Genomic DNA, 17016 nt, shown 5'->3' with positions numbered 1-17016 from the left:
CGGTCGCGATTCGCGACCGGGCCCCGGGCCGTACTACCGGCTCATTCCCATTCGATGGTCCCCGGCGGCTTGCTCGTCACGTCGAGCACGACCCGGTTGACCTCGGCCACCTCGTTGGTGATCCGGGTGGAGATGCGTTCCAGCACGTCGTAGGGCAGCCGGGTCCAATCCGCGGTCATCGCGTCCTCGCTGGACACCGGGCGCAGCACGATCGGATGACCGTAGGTGCGGCCGTCACCCTGCACGCCGACCGAGCGCACCTCGGCCAGCAGCACGACCGGGCACTGCCAGATCTGACCGTCCAGGCCGGCCGCGGTCAGCTCCTCGCGGGCGATGGCGTCGGCCTGCCGCAGTGTCGCCAGCCGGTCGGCGGTCACCTCGCCGACGATGCGGATGGCCAGGCCCGGACCCGGGAACGGCTGCCGGGCCACGATCTCCTCCGGCAGCCCCAGTTCGCGGCCGACCGCGCGCACCTCGTCCTTGAACAGCAGCCGCAGCGGCTCGACCAGTTCGAACTCCAGATCGTCGGGCAGGCCGCCGACGTTGTGATGGCTCTTGATGTTCGCGGTCCCGGCGCCGCCGCCGGACTCCACCACATCGGGGTAGAGGGTGCCCTGCACCAGATATTCCACGGCGGGTTCGGCGGTGAGGTTCTCGGTGGTCAGCACGACCTCGGCGATCGCGTCCTCGAAGGAGCGGATGAACTCCCGGCCGATGATCTTGCGCTTCTCCTCCGGATCGGTCACCCCCTTCAGCTCGCCGACGAACTTCTCCACCGCGTCGACAGTCACCAGGCGGGCGCCGGTCGCGGCGACGAAATCGCGCTGCACCTGCTCCCGCTCCCCCGCGCGCAGCAGGCCGTGATCGACGAACACACAGGTGAGCCGGTCGCCGATGGCGCGCTGCACCAGCGCGGCCGCGACGGCGGAGTCGACCCCCCCGGACAGCCCGCAGATCGCGTGCCCGTCGCCGACCTGCGCGCGCACCTGCTCGATCAGCGCGTCCGCGATATTGGCCGGGGTCCAGGCCGCGGGGATGCCCGCCACCTCGTGCAGGAATCGGCTGAGCACCTGCTGCCCGTGCGGGGAGTGCAGCACCTCGGGGTGATATTGCACACCGGCCAGCCGCCGCGCGCGGTCCTCGAACGCGGCCACCGGCGCGCCCACGCTGGTGGCGGTGACCTCGAAACCGGCCGGCGCGTCGGTGACCGCGTCGCCGTGACTCATCCACACCGGCTGCACGGTCGGCAGGCCGCCGTGCAGCACGCCGCCGTCGACGCTCAGTTCGGTGCGGCCGTATTCCCGGGTGCCGGTGTTGGTGACGGTGCCGCCGAGCGCCTGCGCCATGGCCTGGAAGCCGTAGCAGATGCCGAAGACCGGCACCTCCAGATCGAACAGCCGCGCGTCCAGCTGCGGCGCACCCTCGGTGTACACACTGGCCGGGCCGCCGGACAGGATCACCGCGAGCGGCTGCCGCTCGGCGATCTCCTCGACGGTCGCGGTATGCGGGATCACCTCGGAGTACACGCTGGCCTCACGCACCCGCCGGGCGATCAACTGCGCATACTGCGCCCCGAAATCGACGACGAGGACTGGTCGCTGGGTTTCTGCCACCGGGCCAGTTTAGTGAGGCCGCCGCGGCCGTCCGCGCCGCGTCCGCCGTGCCTCGCGGACGTACCCACGTCCCGCCCCGGACTCATACGTTCCCGCTATCCTCGTGCTGTGCCATTCGCCCGTGCGATCGATGCCGAGATCCATTACGAGGACACCGGTGGCGACGGGCCGGTCGTGCTATTGGGGCACGAATTCTTCATGGACACAACGATGTTCGCGGCCCAGGTGACGGCGCTGGCCCCGGACTTCCGGATCGTCACCTGGGATGCCCGCGGGCACGGCCGCACCCGCGACGAGGGGTTGCCGTTCACCTACTGGACCGCGGCCCGCGACGCCCTGACGGTGCTGGACCATCTCGGCGTGCAGCGCGCGGTGGTGGGCGGCTCGTCCCAGGGCGGGTTCAGCGCGCTGCGCACCGCCCTGCTCTCCCCGGACCGGGTGACCGCGCTGGTCCTCATCGCGACGGAGGCGCATCCGGCCACGCCGCTGGAACGGGAGACCGCACATCGTTTCCTGGACCGCTGGGCCGGGCCGGGTCCGCGCTACCTGCTGGCCGAACATCTGGCCGGCCGGCTGATCGGCGACGACCCCTGGTACTGCACGATGTGGGCGCAGCGCTGGGTGACCCGCGATCCGCGGGCCACCGAGGCCGCCGCCAACTGCCTGCTCAGCCGCGACGACATCCTCGACCGGTTACCCGAGATCGCCTGCCCGGCACTGGTGATCCATCCGTCGCGGGCCAGCGTCCCGCGCCGCAACGCGCTGGAACTGGCTCAGCGCCTGGCGAATTCCCGCTTCCTGGAGATTCCCGGCGCGCATCAGGCGGCCACCATGACACATCCGGCCGAGGTGAACTCCGCCCTGCGCGTCTTCCTCGACGGACTGCCGCCGAGCAACTGACGCCGAGCGCGCGCAACCGATGCGACGGCGGCGGAGGCGATCAGCGGACCGACAGCCCGACCTTCTGGAACTCCTTGAGCTCGCTGTAGCCCGCCTTCGCCATCGAACGACGCAGGGCGCCGACGAGATTCACCGAACCCCACGGATCGCTCGCGGGACCGTAGAGCACCTGCTGCAACGACGGACGATCCTCGTCGTCGGCGAACTGCAGCGGCACGCCGCGCGGCAGCGAGGGGTGCGCGGCGGCGGTCGGCCAGTACCAGCCCCGGCCCGGGGCCTCGTGGGCCAGCGCCAGCGGCACGCCGAGCATGGCGGCGTCGGCGCCGCAGGCGATGGCCTTGGCGAGCTGACCGGAGGACACGATGTCGCCGTCGGCGATGACGTGCACGTAGCGGCCGCCGGTCTCGTCGAGGTAGTCGCGGCGGGCGGCGGCGGCATCGGCTATCGCGGTGGCCATCGGCACACCGATACCGAGCACCTCGCCGGTGGTGGTCGAGCCCGGCGTGGAGCCGTAGCCGACGATCACCCCGGCCGCGCCGGTGCGCATCAGGTGCAGTGCGGTGCGGTGGTCGCTGACGCCGCCGGCCACCACGGGCACGTCGAGTTCGGCGATGAAGGTCTTCAGGTTCAGCGGTTCGGTGCCCGATTCCGCGGCGCCGTTGACGTGCTCGGCGGAGATGATGGTGCCGTGCACGACCAGCAGATCGACTCCGGCCTGCACCAGCGCGGGGGTGAGCGCGCGCGCGTTCTGCGGGCTGACCCGCACCGCCACCGTCACCCCGGCCGTGCGCACCTGTGCCACCGCCGCGGCCAGCAGATCCGGCTGCATCGGCGCGGAGTGCAACTGCTGCAACAGGGTGACCGCGGCGTCGGCGCCCTGCTTCTCCGCGACCTCGATCAGCTGATCTATCCGCGCGGACACGTCGGCGTGCCGGGCCCACAGCCCCTCACCGTTGATGACGCCCAGCCCGCCGAGCCGGCCCAGTTCGACCGCGAACTCGGGTGACACCAGCGCGTCGGACGGGTGCGCGACGACGGGAATGTCGAAGCGGTAGGCATCGAGCTGCCATGCCACCGACACCTGCTTCGAGGACCGGGTCCGGCGGGAGGGAACGATGTCGACATCGTCCAGCTCGTAGGTCCGCCGGGCGGTCCGGCCCATGCCGATCTCGACCATGTCGCGCATCTGAATGTTCTCCTTGTTGTTTCGACGTACACCACGCGGGTGCGAGCCCGGACGCACGGCGGCGCGCCCGTGGGCACGCGCCCGCCGGGCACGCGTCGTCCCGGCCGTCCGCCGCGACATCGCGACGGCACATCCGGGCGCTCCGGTTTCCGGTGCGTACCGCCGGAATCCGGATTCCGATGCCGCCCGCGACCCCGGCCGGGATCACGTGCGGCGCCGGGCCGGACCACGCGGTATCGGCGGAGTACCCGCAGGTACCTCGGGTACCGGCAGTTGTCAGCCGCGGCCAGTGTAGTTCGGGGCCTCCACGGTCATCGTGATGTCGTGGGGGTGACTCTCCTTCAGGCCCGCCGCGGTGATCTGCACGAACTGCGCCTCCTGCAGTTCGGGCACGGTCCGCGCGCCGGTGTAGCCCATGGCCGCCCGCAGGCCGCCGACCAGCTGATGGATGACCTGGTTGACCGGACCGCGGAACGGCACCCGGCCCTCGATGCCCTCGGGCACCAGCTTGTCCTCGGCGAGCACGTCGTCCTGGAAGTAGCGGTCCTTCGAGTACGACTTGGCCTGGCCGCGGCCCTGCATGGCGCCCAGCGAGCCCATGCCGCGGTAGCTCTTGAACTGCTTGCCGTTCATCAGGATCAGATCGCCCGGCGATTCGGCCGTACCGGCCAGCAGCGAGCCGAGCATCACGGTGGACGCGCCGGCCGCGATGGCCTTGGCGACATCGCCGGAGTACTGGATACCGCCGTCGGCGATGACCGGAACCCCCGCCGCCTTGCACGCCGCGACGGCCTCGAGGATGGCGGTGATCTGCGGCGCGCCGACACCCGCGACCACGCGGGTGGTGCAGATCGAGCCGGGGCCCACCCCGACCTTGACCGCGTCGGCGCCCGCCTCGACCAGCGCGGCCGCGCCCTCGCGGGTGGCGACGTTGCCGCCGACGACCTGGATGCGTTCGCCCACTTCGGTCTTCAGCTTGGCCACCATCTGCAGCACCTGCGCCTGGTGGCCGTGCGCGGTGTCGACGATCAGGACGTCGACCCCGGCGTCGCGCAGCGACATGGCCCGCGACCAGGAATCCTCGCCGACGCCCACCGCGGCGCCGACCAGCAGCCGGCCGTCGCGGTCCTTGGTGGCGTTCGGGAACTGATCCGTCTTGACGAAATCCTTGACGGTGATGAGGCCGCGCAGCCGGCCGTTGCCGTCGACGATGGGCAGCTTCTCCACCTTGTGCCGCCGCAGCAGGCCGAGGGCGGCCTCGGCGGTGACGCCCTCCTGGGCGGTGATCAGCGGGGCCTTGGTCATCACGTCGGCGACGCGGCGGTCCTGATCGACCTCGAAACGCATGTCGCGGTTGGTGATGATGCCGACCAGCGCGCCCGTCTCGTCCACCACCGGCAGACCGGAGATGCGGTAGCGCGCGCACATCGCGTCGACCTCGGCGAGCGTATCGGTGGGACGGCAGGTCACCGGATCGGTCACCATGCCGGCCTCGGAGCGCTTCACCGTCTCGACGGCGGCCGACTGATCCGCGATGGACAGATTGCGGTGCAGCACACCCATACCGCCGGCCCGGGCCATCGCGATCGCCATCCTGGCCTCGGTGACGGTGTCCATCGCCGAACTCACCAGCGGGGTGCGCAGCGTGATCTCGCGCGTCAGCCGACTGGATGTGTCGACCGAACTGGGGATGAGATCCGAAGCGGCCGGCAGCAACAGCACGTCGTCGAACGTGAGGCCGAGCATGGCGATCTTGTTCGGATCGTCACCACCCGTATGCGGGCGGACGGCGCGTTCGCCCATCACGGGATCACTCATCGGAAAAAACCCCTCCTGAAATTGCAACCCGGCACCTGTGCGTCCATGGTATCGGCCTCTCACTGCGGGTGGACCGGGGGCTCCGGACGACATGGGACAACTCCCGGCAAACACGACTCGCCGGAGTGTGACGCAGTCGGCCCGCCGTCGTACCGGTCGGCGCGCACCTCGATAAACACAACGCAGCAAATTGAGGCCAGCGCTGGCGCACAGCCCCCTGTTCTGCGTACCGTGGGATTGTGCGTGACCATCTACCACCTGGCCTGCCGCCGGATCCATTCGCCGGAGATCCCTCCGACCCGTCGGCCGCGCTCGATGCCATCGAGCCGGGGGAGCCGCTGGATCCTCACGAGCGCCTAGCGGTCGAAGAGGATCTCGCCGACCTCGCCGTATACGAGGCGCTGCTGGCGCATCGGGGTATCCGTGGACTCGTGGTCAGCTGCGAGGACTGCCGGCAGGATCACTATCACGACTGGGACATGCTGCGCGCCAACCTGCTTCAACTACTGGTCGACGGCACGGTCCGCCCGCACGAGCCCGCCTACGATCCCACGCCCGAGGCGTACGTCACCTGGGACTACTGCCGCGGCTACGCCGATGCCTCGATGAACGAGGCGTTGCACGGCGACGGTTTCGACGGTTTCGACGCCTGAGTCACCCGACGCCCGAATTCGTCCGGGGGAAAGCACGACCCCCGGAAAAAATACCGACAGTCACGAAATACACGTACGGCCGCGAGAATTCGCGGCCGTATTCGCTGTGTATACCGAGGTTACTGCTATTTGATCGTGCCCAGTCCCCCGCCGACCGGCGGCAACGGCACGGTGGTCGGCGCGATCGGGGGCATCGTCGGGTGCAGATGCGAATCCTCGCCGGAGGGGGCGACCGGCTTCACCGGGGTGTTCGGTGCGGGGGTGTTGTTCCCCGCACCGCCGCCGGTGCCGTCGCCACTCGGCTTGTCCGGCACGGGTATCGAGTCGCCGGGCGTCGCGATGGTGCTCGGCCCGGCCGGATTGCTGCCGCCCTCGGTACCGCCGCCCGAATCGTGCCCGCCGCCGGTCTCGTGGCCGCCCGGTTCGTGGTTGCCCGGCGGCGAGGCGGGCTCGCTCGGCGGGCTGACCACGGTGGTGTGCTCGGGCGGGAGGATCGGACCGCCGGGATTGACGCCGGTGCCGGGGGTATCGGTATGTCCCGAGCCGCCGTGACCACCCGAATTGTCCGAGCCGCCACCGGGCGACTGCGGCGCGAGCCGCGGGTCGTAGCTCGGCCGGCCGGGATTACCCGGGGTGACCGGTCGCTCGTTGGCCGAGGTCGGCTCCTGCGAACCGGGCACGGTCTGCCGCGGCGGTATCACCGGGGTCAGCCCGGCGGCGATATTCGGCGCCTGCTCCTGCAGTTTGGCCAGCAGCTGGTTGTACTTGTCGAGCAGATCCGATTTGCGCCCGTCGTCGTTGACCTGGGTGGCCGTACTCGACGCGCTCTGCAACAGCGCCTTGGCCTGCTCGGGCCGATTCTGCGCGAGCAGATCCTGTGCCTTGGTCAGATCCTCGTCGGCGTGCTGGGCGATGGTGGTCTGCGCCTGTTCGCTGAACACCACCTCCTTCACCCGCCACAACGGATCACCGGGCTGCGCGCTGTAGGAGAACGCGGTCGTGCCACCGGCGATCACCGCGACCGCCGCCGCCGCACCGAGCAACGGCCGGACCAGGCGCAGATTTCCGCGCCGGGCGCCGCCGACCCTGGTGTGCCGGGCGCCGATCTCCTGATTGACCGCGGCGACGATGGCATCCAGATCCGGTCCGGCCGGCAACGGAGGCTCGATGATCTCGGCTCGCCAATTGGCGAGCAGGGCCGCGAGCTGATATTCCTCGGGGCTTTCGGTCGCGACGGTGCCGTCGCCGGCGATCGCGGTGATCAGAGCGTCGTCGCGGCGCACGGCCGCGATATCCACCGGACCGGTCCCACCGGATTCCGGATCGCCGGACGAATCGGCATAGGGACCGCTGTTTCGCGATCCGCGCCGCGCCTTCCAGTCGCCCCGACCACGCTCGCCATCCCTAGCCATACATTTCACCTGCCCTCGCCACTTGTGACTTCAGTTTCGCGAGCGCCCGATGTTGGGCCACTCGTATAGCTCCCGCCGTACTGCCCACGGCGACAGCGGTTTCCTCTGCCGACAAACCCATGACCAAACGCAGGATGAGGATCTCTCGATGTTTCTCGGGGAGCGTGGACAGCAGATTGTTCATCTGCCGGCTCGTCTCCGATTCGAGAGCCCGTTGCTCCGGCCCTTGGTCGGTGGATATGACATCAGGTACTTCGGCCATGGAGTCCGACCTGTTACGGGCGGCGTTCCGATGGGCGTCGGCGACCTTGTGCGAAGCGATTCCGTATACGAAGGCCATGAACGGCCGGCCCTGATCCTGATATCGGGGTAGGGCGGTCATCACAGCCAGACATACCTCCTGCGCAACGTCGTCCGCGGAGAGCTGCCCACGCTCCGAGGACCCGATCCGCGCGCGGCAGTAGCGCACCACCAGCGGGCGAATGGTCTCCAGTACCTGGGCTAAAGCGGAACGATCGCCCTGCGCTGCAGCAGCGACGGCGCCGTCCAACTCCTCGCCCGTGTGCGTCATCGTCAGAGAGATTCCTGGCGTTACAAGTGGCACGGCCGTATCCCGACCGGTGCTTCCGCCGGTCGGGCGGAACGGTCCCAACAATAGCCGCTAACCCCCGGCACGAGAGCATCATGGGCCCTCAGAGATGGCCCGGAATCTCAGGGGCACTGCGCAATCTGCCACCGCGCTCGGCGAGGGCCCGGACGCAGTCCGCCGCCTCCGCGGCCGCAGCCGACGCCTCCGCCGGGTCGCCGAGGCCGGTGCGCAGCATCGCGCACGCCCACCGCAACGGCAGCAGTCCGTGCTCCCGGGATTCGGCGGTGACGCCCGCCGTCAGCGTGCGGGCCCGGTCCCGGTCGCCCGCGACCGTGGTCGCGGCGGCCAGGAGTAGACGGGACTTGACACGATGCCGCACCGAGGGGACGTCCGCGGCGAGGGCGACCGCGGCCGCGGCATGGCGCAGTGCCGCGGCCGCGCCCGCGGGGGACGAGAGCGCCGTCTCGGCGGCGACCCAGTGCCGGCGCAACCGCGGCCGCCAGCCGCCGGGCCCGGCGGCGAGGCGTTCCAGCGGGGCCTGGCAACGTTCCAGCAGCCGGGTCGCGAGGGCCGGATCGGCCCGGCCGAGCGCATCCGCGGCGAGCCCGGTCAACGCGTCGCACACCGCCGCGTCGCGGGTGAGATCGCCGACGTGCGCGAGATCACCGCCGGAGTTTCCGGCCGCCGAGAATTCATCTCCAGCGAATTCGGTTCGGCCGCCGGTCACCAGAGCCAGCGCGCGGCCGTCCAGGCCGGCCGCCCGGACATGCCCGCCCAGCTGCCGCCACAGCGACGCCTCGGTACTGGTGGCCAGCGAGCACAGCACCGGATCCGTGGTCCGGCGGCGGACGTCGGCGAGCGCCGCCCGGGCCGCGGCGTAACGGCCCTGACCACCCAGGGCCACGGCACGCAGCCAGGATTCGGCCGCGTCGGCGGCGGCGGGCAATTCGGCAGCAGCGAGGCCGGGACGGGCCCCGAAGGCGGCCTCGGCGAACACCCTGCGTTCCGGCCGTAGCCACGAGACGCCGGGGAGGGGGAGGTCGAGCACGGTCCGCACCTTATCGATGACCCACCGGCGTACCGGCGGGCGCCCCACATCGCGGAATTCCCCCGGCATGTTTCGATCGCGTAAATCTCTGTCCGGCTACCGTCCAGCACAGATATCGAGAAAGTGTAATGCTTTTCGGATAATTAACCTCCGCGCCTCGATTCGGCCATCTGACGCGGTCGCGATCAATACGAACAGTGTCGTTCGTCATATACCACACCGGCACGGTATGACCAAAGCATCCCTCGACCCACCAGCGGGAAATTGCGCTCGACCTGGAGGTTTGTGACCGCACACAGTGATCACGCCGTCCGGTCGCCGACTGGTCAACCGTTCAGTATCACCAATACGAGCCGTGATGTAAACAGTCGAGCGGTTAAATCTCGGAGCCTCGTGAATTCGAATCGCCAACGGAGAAACTATTGACTCGATTTCGATACACGACATAACGTACGTCATCGCCGTCGTCGGCGCCGCTCGAAAATTTGCGGCGACCGCGCACTGCGATCGCCGGGGCGCCCGGCGATTCGGTCCGAGCCCGATCTCGGCGCCGGTTCGTCCGGCCACATCCGGGTCCGGACAGACCGTTGCTTCACCAAGCACCGCTCGACAACGCCGACGAGCTCGCACCACAAGGAGTTCACATGCCCATGCCCACCCACCTTCCAGGTCCGAACGCGGACGTCTGGGACTGGCAGATGCGCGGTTCCTGCCGTGGCGTGGACTCGTCGGTCTTCTTCCATCCCGACGGTGAGCGGGGCCGCGCCCGGGCCCAGCGCGAGATGCGCGCCAAGGAGATCTGCCGCACCTGCCCCGTGCTGATGCAGTGCCGCAGCCACGCGCTGAAGGTCAGCGAGCCCTACGGCATCTGGGGCGGGATGTCCGAAACCGAACGCGAGATGCACGCCCGGCGCAACCGCCGCCGCCTGGCCGTCTAGCGCGGCGAAATTTCCTCTTCGCTGCGGGCCATCCGTAGCGCAGGGTGCGCCGAATGCCTAGCAAACAACCGGCCACTCCGGCGGCCGGTGCAGTGGGTCACGGCGTGTCTCCTGTCGAACACCCTCGGCGTGTTGGGAGGAATGTCCGAAAGCCACTGGGACACAAGTGGTTTCCCGACACCCCAGCCGAGAGGAGGTTCCGGCGCCACGCTACGGTGGTCGCCGATGACACAGATCGGAGCGTTGTGACAACGCGGCCGCCGGCCGCAGAGGGCGACTCGTTCCAGGAAGCAATCGGGAGCGGGCCGGGCGGAGACTCTGCGATCACGGCACGCGCAGCCGAAAGCATCGAACTCGCCGCACTTCTCGAACGCTGCGGGCAGTCGGATCAGCAGGCCTTCGCCGAGCTGTACGACCGCACCTGCGCCCGCGTGTTCGGACTGGTGCTGCGCGTCCTACACGACCCCGGCTACGCCGAGGAGACCACGCAGGAGGTCTACCTCCAGATCTGGCGTACCGCCCCCAATTTCGACCCGGCCAAGGGCTCGGCGGTCACCTGGTTGATGACCCTCGCCCATCGCCGCGCGGTCGACCGGGTGCGCGCCGAACAGGCCCACGCCCAGCGCGAAGTGGCCTACGGCATCAGCACTCTGGGACACGAGTTCGACGAGGTCACCGAAGAGGTCGGCCGGCGGCTCGAACAGCAGGCGGTGCGGGCGGGCATGGCGGCGCTGACCGAGACGCAACGGGAGGCGATCTCGCTGGCCTACTTCGGCGGGCGCACATATGCCGAGGTGGCAACCTATCTCGGCGTAGGGTTACCAACGGTCAAATCCCGCATCCGGGACGGCTTGACACGACTGAAGAAGAGTTTGGGAGTGACGTGAGATGAACGAAAGCCAGATCGATCTCGCGCACACGGTAGCGCTCGGGTCGATCGGCGACGAAGACCGGCGCGCGGTGGCGGAACTACTCGACAGCGCGGATCCCGTGCTGCGCGCGGCCTTCACCCGGGAAGTGGAACGCACCCGGGAAGCTCTGACCGTGATCGCCGCCGCCGTGGCCACCGAGCCGCCGGCGGCGCTGCGGGAGCGCCTGCTGGCCGCACTGCCACCCGTCTCCGATCCGGGCCGGAACGGCGGACAGCCGCCGGGCCGGCCGTAGCCGGTACGCGAAAAGCACGAGGGGCCGGGCACATCCGTGGATGTGCCCGGCCCGCGCTGCGTCGGGACGCCGGTCGGCTCTCGCCGGGACGCCGACTAGTGCGAGTGGCCGTGGTGGCTGTCGGCCTGATCCACTTCCGGCTTGTCGACCACGGCGCTCTCGGTGGTGAGCACCATACGGGCGACGGAGACGGCGTTGAGGACCGCGGAGCGGGTGACCTTCACCGGATCCACCACACCGTCGGTGACGAGGTCGCCGTAGGTCAGGGTGGCGGCGTTGAAACCGTCCTTGCCCTCGGTGACCTTGGACACCACGACCGCACCGTCGACGCCGGCGTTGGCGGCGATCCAGAACAGCGGCGCCTGCAGCGCCTGCCGCACCACGTCGACACCCACGGCCGCGTCGCCGCTGAGCGAGTCGCGCAGCTCGCCGAGCTGTGCGGCCGCCTGCACCAGCGCGGTGCCGCCGCCGGGCACGATGCCCTCCTCGACCGCGGCCTTGGCCGCGCTGACCGCGTCCTCGACGCGGTACTTGCGCTCCTTGAGCGCGGTCTCGGTGGCCGCGCCGACCTTGATCACCGCGACGCCGCCGGACAGCTTGGCCAGCCGCTCCTCCAGCTTCTCGCGGTCCCAGTCGGAGTCGGTGTTCTCGATCTCGGCGCGCAGCTGCGCGATCCGGCCCTCGATGTCGGCCGGGGCGCCGGCGCCCTCGACCAGCGTGGTCTCGTCCTTGGTGACGACCACGCGACGGACGGTGCCGAGCTGGTCCAGGGTCGCCTCGCGCAGCGTGATGCCGAGATCCGGCTCGATCACCGTGCCGCCGGTGACGACGGCCAGGTCCTGCAGGAACGCCTTGCGGCGGTCGCCGAAGTACGGCGCCTTCACCGCGATCACCTTGAGCGTCTTGCGGATCGCGTTGACCACCAGGGTGGACAGGGCCTCGCCCTCGATGTCCTCGGCGATGATCAGCAGCGGCTTCGCGGACTCCGCGACCTTCTCCAGCAGCGGCAGGAAGTCCGGCAGCGAGGAGATCTTCTCGCGGTGCAGCAGGACGTAGGCCTCCTCGAAGACGGCCTCCTGCTTGTCCGGATCGGTGACGAAGTAGGACGACAGGTAACCCTTGTCGAACTGCACGCCCTCGGTGACGACGAGTTCGGTGTGCAGCGTGGAGGATTCCTCCACGGTGACCACGCCGTCCTTGCCGACGGTGGTCAGCGCCTTGCCGACCATCTCGCCGATCTCCTCGTCGCGCGAGGACACGGTGGCGACCTGGGCGATGGCCTTCTCGCCGGTGACCGGCTGCGCGGCGGCGAGCAGAGCCTGCGAGACCGCCTCGGCGGCCTTGCTCATGCCCGAGCCGAGCGCGATCGGGTTGGCGCCCGCCGCGATGTTCTTGAGGCCGCCCTTGATCAGGGCCTGGGCCAGGACGGTCGCGGTGGTGGTGCCGTCGCCGGCCACGTCGTTGGTCTTGGTGGCGACGCTCTTCACCAACTGCGCGCCGAGGTTCTCGAAGGGGTCCTCGAGGTCGATGTCACGGGCGATGGTGACGCCGTCGTTGGTGACCGTCGGGCCACCGAACGCCTTGGCGAGCACCACGTGCCGGCCGCGCGGGCCGAGCGTGACCTTGACGGCGTCGGCGAGCTTGTCGACACCGCGCTCCATTGCCCGACGAGCCTGCTCGTCGAACGCGATCTGCTTTGCCATGGGTGTGAAAGTCCGTCCCTGTCGAAAGAGGTTGGATCGGGAATCGGCCGCGAGGCGACCGGCATATCCGGGGCCGCTCGGCGGCCGGCATATCCGGGCCGCTCGGCGGCCGCGAGACGTCTGCGCCGAAAGGCCGCTGCCCCGATGCCCGCTCGTCTGCGGTTATCGGGGCAGCGGCTTGTCACGACCGGAAGGTCACTTGTTGACGACGGCCAGGATGTCGCGCGCCGACAGGATCAGGTACTCCTCGCCGTTGTACTTGATCTCGGTGCCGCCGTACTTGCTGTAGATGACGGTGTCGCCCTCCTGGACGTCCACCGGGATCCGCTTGGCGCCGGCTTCGTCCCAGCGGCCGGGGCCGACGGCGACGACGGTGCCCTCCTGGGGCTTCTCCTTCGCCGTGTCGGGAATGACCAGGCCGGAGGCGGTCGTCGTCTCGGCCTCACCGGCTTGGACGAGGATCTTGTCCTCGAGCGGCTTGATGTTCACGCTCGCCACGTTGAGCCCTCCACTTTCAGGGGATGATGTGGTCGTCCGGGGCTGTTCCCCGGACTCACGGTTTCGGTCACGGTGTCGACTCTGCGCATAGCCCCGTCGTCGCGGGTGCCGGAACCCTGCCCAGTAGTCGAGCTGGCATCTGAGCACATCCAGTGCCACTAGCACTCTATACACGAGAGTGCCAGCGCTCAAGGGCGGGTAGTGCTACCCGAAGAACTCGTCACGGGACACGGGAATTGATTCGAGAAATCTGTAACAGTCCAATAACGGATTGTGACAGTATGGACGACGGTCGGTGTGACGCCTGTTGTCGCGCCGTGATGACCGATCAGCTCCACCAACCTGCTTCACCCCTGCACGCCTAGACGAGAGCAAGACGCAAGTGATCGTGGCTGGTCCCGACACCCGAACGGACGAGGGCTCAGCCGGATCCGGTGCCCGGGCTCATTGCCAACCCCGCGAGACGCCCGCGCTGTCCGTTCGAGATGGTCGGCAACACCGTGACCATCCGCACGAAGGGAGGTGAACATGCGAACATCCCTCGGTATCTCCGCCGGCAACGAGGTCGTGTGCTCGGCCCTGGTCGCGACCGCGCCCCACGGTGCGCAGAGCTTCGACTACCGCGTCGTCTCGGCGGATATGGCGCATTCCGACCTCGGTGATCTGGTGGCGTCCTCGATCGAGCTGATGACCACCCAGCTACCGCGCGACTTCCCGTATCCGGTGCACTCCACCGGGCTCGGCACCTCGCCCGCGGAGGCGGCCGAACCGCCGGGCGCCATCGCCGTCGCGTATCGCGACCGCGAGCAGGAGATGGTGATCCGGTCGGCCATCGGCAAGCAGCGTCGCGACGTCAAACTGATCTCGGAAAGCACTGCGGCACTGGCGTATCTGCGCCACACCGGTCTGCTGGACCGGTACCGGACCGTCGCCGTCGTCGACCTCGGCGCCACCGGTATGACCATCACGGTCGCCGATCTGGTCGACGAGCAGGTGCTGCGCACCGAGCGCAGCACCACCATCAGCGGCAACGCCGTCGACGAGCTGATCTACCAGCACCTGCTGGACTGTCACTTCCTGCGCCGGGGCACCCGGCCCAACCGCGCGATGCTGATCAACCGCAGCCGCGCGGCCAAGGAGCATCTGTCCATCGCGCCGGCCGTCACCATCGACCATGTGGCCGGCCAGCCGCTGAAACTCACCCGCGCCGATTTCGAGGAGCTGGTGGCCGATCTGCTGCGCGAGGCCGCCGGATTCGCGGGCGGGGTGTTCTCCCGGGCGCCGAAATGGCCCGAATCGGTCATCGTGATCGGCGGCGGGGCCAATATCCCCGCACTCGTCTCCGGGCTGAACCGGCTGCTCGACGTGCCGGTGTCCACCCTGCCGGAGCCGGAGTCGGTCATCGCCAAGGGCGCCGCGCTGGTCGCCGACGAGATGCAGCCCGACCACGCCGCGGCCGGATCGGGTGGCGACGCGCCGGCGGCCACCTTCACCAAGCTGATCGGCACCCTGGCGGGCGCGGTCGTGGTGGTGGGCCTCGTGGTCGGCTACGGCGTGAAGGAACTGGTACCGACCAACCACGACGTCACCCCGGCCAACACCAGCAACACCGCCCAGCTGCCGACCACCACCGCGGGATCCGCCGTTCCCACGGCCACCAGCATCGGCCAGTCCCGCGAACCGGATCGACGCAGCGGCACCGTCGCACCGGCCAATCCGGCGCCGACCACCTACGCCGGGCAACCCTCCGGCAGCCCGCAGCTGCGCCCCGACCCGAACCTGCCGCCGATCCCGCTGCCGGATCTGCCGCGCCTGCTGGGCCCGCTGCTGGGCGGCACGGTCGAACCGTCGCGCTCCCGCCTGCTGCCCGAGCCGACCACGCCGCCGCAGGAGCCGGAATCGGAGTCCGACCCGGAACACGCCTCGATGCCGGCCTCGGCCCACCTCGACGCCGACGGCGTCGTCCTCCTGCTGCACCGGCACGGTTAGCCCGGCGGCGGCGAGCCCGCCGGTGCCGCGGACGGTATCGAGTCGGGAGCCATCTGCCGCCGCGCCTCACATCGACGTCAACATTCGCCATACATATGGCCGCCACCGCCGTCGGGCGCGATCGGTCGCCCTAGGCTGAACTGGTCATGGGCTTTCCAAGGCGAAGGTGTTCGATGCCGGCCGTATCGACAGCCGCCGCGGCCATCGATCTCACGGCCCGTGACCGCACGTCCGATGCCACCTCCGCCGGAGGTTCGCAACGTCCGGCCCCGCACGCCGTTGCCGGTGTCCGCCGGAAGGCGTCGTGGTGATTCCCCCCTTCGACCGGAGAGCCTTCCTGCGCGGCACGGTGGTCGCCGGGGTGGGCGGCGCCGTCACCGCCGCCTCGGCGGCCGACCCCGGCACGGCCTTCCTGAGCGCGGCGCCGCAGCCGTTCCACGGCGTGCACCAGGCCGGTATCGAGCGATCGCCGGCACCGGGCAGCCACACCGTGTTCACCGCGTTCGACGTCACCGTCCGGACCCCGGCCGAACTGGTCGAATTGCTGCGCGCGCTGACCGATCGGGCACGCCGGCTGGCCTGCGGGGCCGCGCCCGATATCACCACGCCGCCGTCGGACGACGGGTTGCTGGGCCCGGATCGACCCGCCTCGGCGCCGACCGTCACGGTGGGATTCGGAGCCTCGCTGTTCGAGCGGTTCGGGTTGTCCGGACGGCGACCGGCCGCACTGACGACCATGCCGGCGTTCCCGAACGATCGGCTGCGCCCGGGGTGGTGTCACGGCGACCTGAGTGTGCAACTGAGCGCGCCCGACCTCGACACCTGCGTACACGCGCTGCGTGAGCTCGGCCGCGCCACGCTCGGTGGGCTGCGGCCGCGCTGGCGGATCGACGGTTTCGTCAGTCCGCCGCGACCGGACGGGACGCCGCGCAACCTGCTCGGATTCAAGGACGGGACCGTCAATCCCCGTGCCGCCGAATACGATCGGCTGATCTGGACCGGGAAGGTCCCGGGTCCGGCGTGGATCGCCGACGGCACCTATCTGGTGATCCGGTTGATCCGGATGCTGGTGGAATCCTGGGACCGGGTCGACCGCACCGGGCAGGAACGGATCCTCGGCCGCGACCGCGACACCGGCGCTCCGCTCGACGGCTACCGGGAGACCGACGAACCGGACTACGCCGACGATCCCCAGGGTGTGCTCACCCCGCTGACCTCGCACATCCGGCGCGCCAACCCGCGCACCCCGGATACCGCGGACAACCGGATCCTGCGCCGCGCCTTCAACTACGACCAGGGCGTGGACGAGCTGGGCAACCTCGATCAGGGCCTGGTCTTCCTGTGCTACCAGCACGATCCACAGCGGCAGTTCGAGACGATCCAGCGCCGGCTGACCGACGAACCGCTCACCGCCTACATCCGGCCCTTCGGCGGCGGCTATTTCTTCGTACCGCCCGGCGTGCGCGACGAATCCGATTTCTACGGCCGCGCGCTGGTCACCTGAC

General features: G+C 69.7%; 15 protein-coding genes. 7 read left to right on the top strand and 8 right to left on the bottom strand.

Annotation, left to right across the window (positions count from 1 at the left end):
- Positions 1-41: 41 nt before the first annotated feature.
- A complete protein-coding gene (gene guaA, locus G361_RS0140710) occupies positions 42-1613 on the bottom strand; it encodes a glutamine-hydrolyzing GMP synthase (protein ID WP_026344123.1) in 1572 nt (523 codons plus the stop codon).
- A 108-nt stretch (positions 1614-1721) separates the two neighbouring features.
- Here guaA and G361_RS0140705 point away from each other — a divergent pair, with 108 nt between their 5' ends.
- On the top strand, positions 1722-2513 hold the full coding sequence (locus G361_RS0140705; RefSeq protein ID WP_019932912.1) for an alpha/beta fold hydrolase: 792 nt from the start codon (positions 1722-1724) through the stop codon (positions 2511-2513).
- A gap of 40 nt (positions 2514-2553) precedes the next feature.
- Here the strand turns inward: G361_RS0140705 and G361_RS0140700 are convergent, their stop codons facing one another.
- Together G361_RS0140700 and guaB are read right to left on the bottom strand one after the other, a co-directional pair.
- Positions 2554-3699 (bottom strand): GuaB3 family IMP dehydrogenase-related protein, encoded by a 1146-nt coding sequence (locus G361_RS0140700; protein WP_019932911.1) that lies wholly within the window; start codon positions 3697-3699, stop codon positions 2554-2556.
- Between the two features lie 276 nt (positions 3700-3975).
- On the bottom strand, positions 3976-5517 hold the full coding sequence (gene guaB / locus G361_RS0140695; protein WP_196814760.1) for an IMP dehydrogenase: 1542 nt from the start codon (positions 5515-5517) through the stop codon (positions 3976-3978).
- A gap of 239 nt (positions 5518-5756) precedes the next feature.
- Here guaB and G361_RS0140690 point away from each other — a divergent pair, with 239 nt between their 5' ends.
- Complete coding sequence (locus tag G361_RS0140690) at positions 5757-6170, top strand: DUF5319 domain-containing protein (RefSeq protein ID WP_019932909.1); 414 nt, start codon at positions 5757-5759, stop codon at positions 6168-6170.
- Between the two features lie 125 nt (positions 6171-6295).
- Here the strand turns inward: G361_RS0140690 and G361_RS51370 are convergent, their stop codons facing one another.
- From G361_RS51370 to G361_RS0140675, 3 genes are all read right to left on the bottom strand, one after another.
- Positions 6296-7582, bottom strand: a complete 1287-nt coding sequence (locus tag G361_RS51370; protein ID WP_081635801.1) for an anti-sigma-D factor RsdA — start codon at positions 7580-7582, stop codon at positions 6296-6298.
- Positions 7575-8153: a sigma-70 family RNA polymerase sigma factor gene (locus G361_RS0140680; protein ID WP_019932907.1), complete on the bottom strand. Its 579-nt coding sequence runs from the start codon at positions 8151-8153 to the stop codon at positions 7575-7577. Before G361_RS0140680 ends, G361_RS51370 begins: the two co-directional genes overlap by 8 nt.
- A gap of 121 nt (positions 8154-8274) precedes the next feature.
- Positions 8275-9219: a hypothetical protein gene (locus G361_RS0140675; RefSeq protein WP_036496769.1), complete on the bottom strand. Its 945-nt coding sequence runs from the start codon at positions 9217-9219 to the stop codon at positions 8275-8277.
- Positions 9220-9863: 644 nt separating this feature from the next.
- On the opposite strand from G361_RS0140675, the gene G361_RS0140670 reads away from it, so the two are divergent.
- From G361_RS0140670 to G361_RS0140660, 3 genes are all read left to right on the top strand, one after another.
- Positions 9864-10157 (top strand): WhiB family transcriptional regulator, encoded by a 294-nt coding sequence (locus tag G361_RS0140670; protein ID WP_026344120.1) that lies wholly within the window; start codon positions 9864-9866, stop codon positions 10155-10157.
- Positions 10158-10402: 245 nt separating this feature from the next.
- On the top strand, positions 10403-11044 hold the full coding sequence (locus tag G361_RS0140665) for an ECF RNA polymerase sigma factor SigK (protein ID WP_019932904.1): 642 nt from the start codon (positions 10403-10405) through the stop codon (positions 11042-11044).
- Position 11045: 1 nt separating this feature from the next.
- Positions 11046-11321: an RskA family anti-sigma factor gene (locus G361_RS0140660; RefSeq protein WP_019932903.1), complete on the top strand. Its 276-nt coding sequence runs from the start codon at positions 11046-11048 to the stop codon at positions 11319-11321.
- Between the two features lie 95 nt (positions 11322-11416).
- On the opposite strand, the gene groL is transcribed toward G361_RS0140660, so the two are convergent.
- Entirely contained in the window at positions 11417-13024 is a 1608-nt protein-coding gene (gene groL / locus G361_RS0140655; protein WP_026344119.1) for a chaperonin GroEL, read from the bottom strand.
- 195 nt (positions 13025-13219) lie between these two features.
- Positions 13220-13522 (bottom strand): co-chaperone GroES, encoded by a 303-nt coding sequence (gene groES / locus G361_RS0140650; RefSeq protein WP_019932901.1) that lies wholly within the window; start codon positions 13520-13522, stop codon positions 13220-13222.
- A 528-nt stretch (positions 13523-14050) separates the two neighbouring features.
- Here groES and G361_RS46420 point away from each other — a divergent pair.
- Positions 14051-15511, top strand: a complete 1461-nt coding sequence (locus G361_RS46420; RefSeq protein ID WP_052173017.1) for an Hsp70 family protein — start codon at positions 14051-14053, stop codon at positions 15509-15511.
- Positions 15512-15815: 304 nt separating this feature from the next.
- A complete protein-coding gene (locus tag G361_RS0140640; protein WP_019932900.1) occupies positions 15816-17015 on the top strand; it encodes a Dyp-type peroxidase in 1200 nt (399 codons plus the stop codon).
- The last annotated feature ends 1 nt before the right edge of the window (position 17016 follow it).

This window comes from Nocardia sp. BMG111209 (genome assembly GCF_000381925.1).
In the GTDB taxonomy this organism is placed as follows: Bacteria; Actinomycetota; Actinomycetes; order Mycobacteriales; family Mycobacteriaceae; genus Nocardia.
Note: the sequence above shows the minus strand (reverse complement) of the source record. Positions and strands in the feature narration are given on the sequence as shown.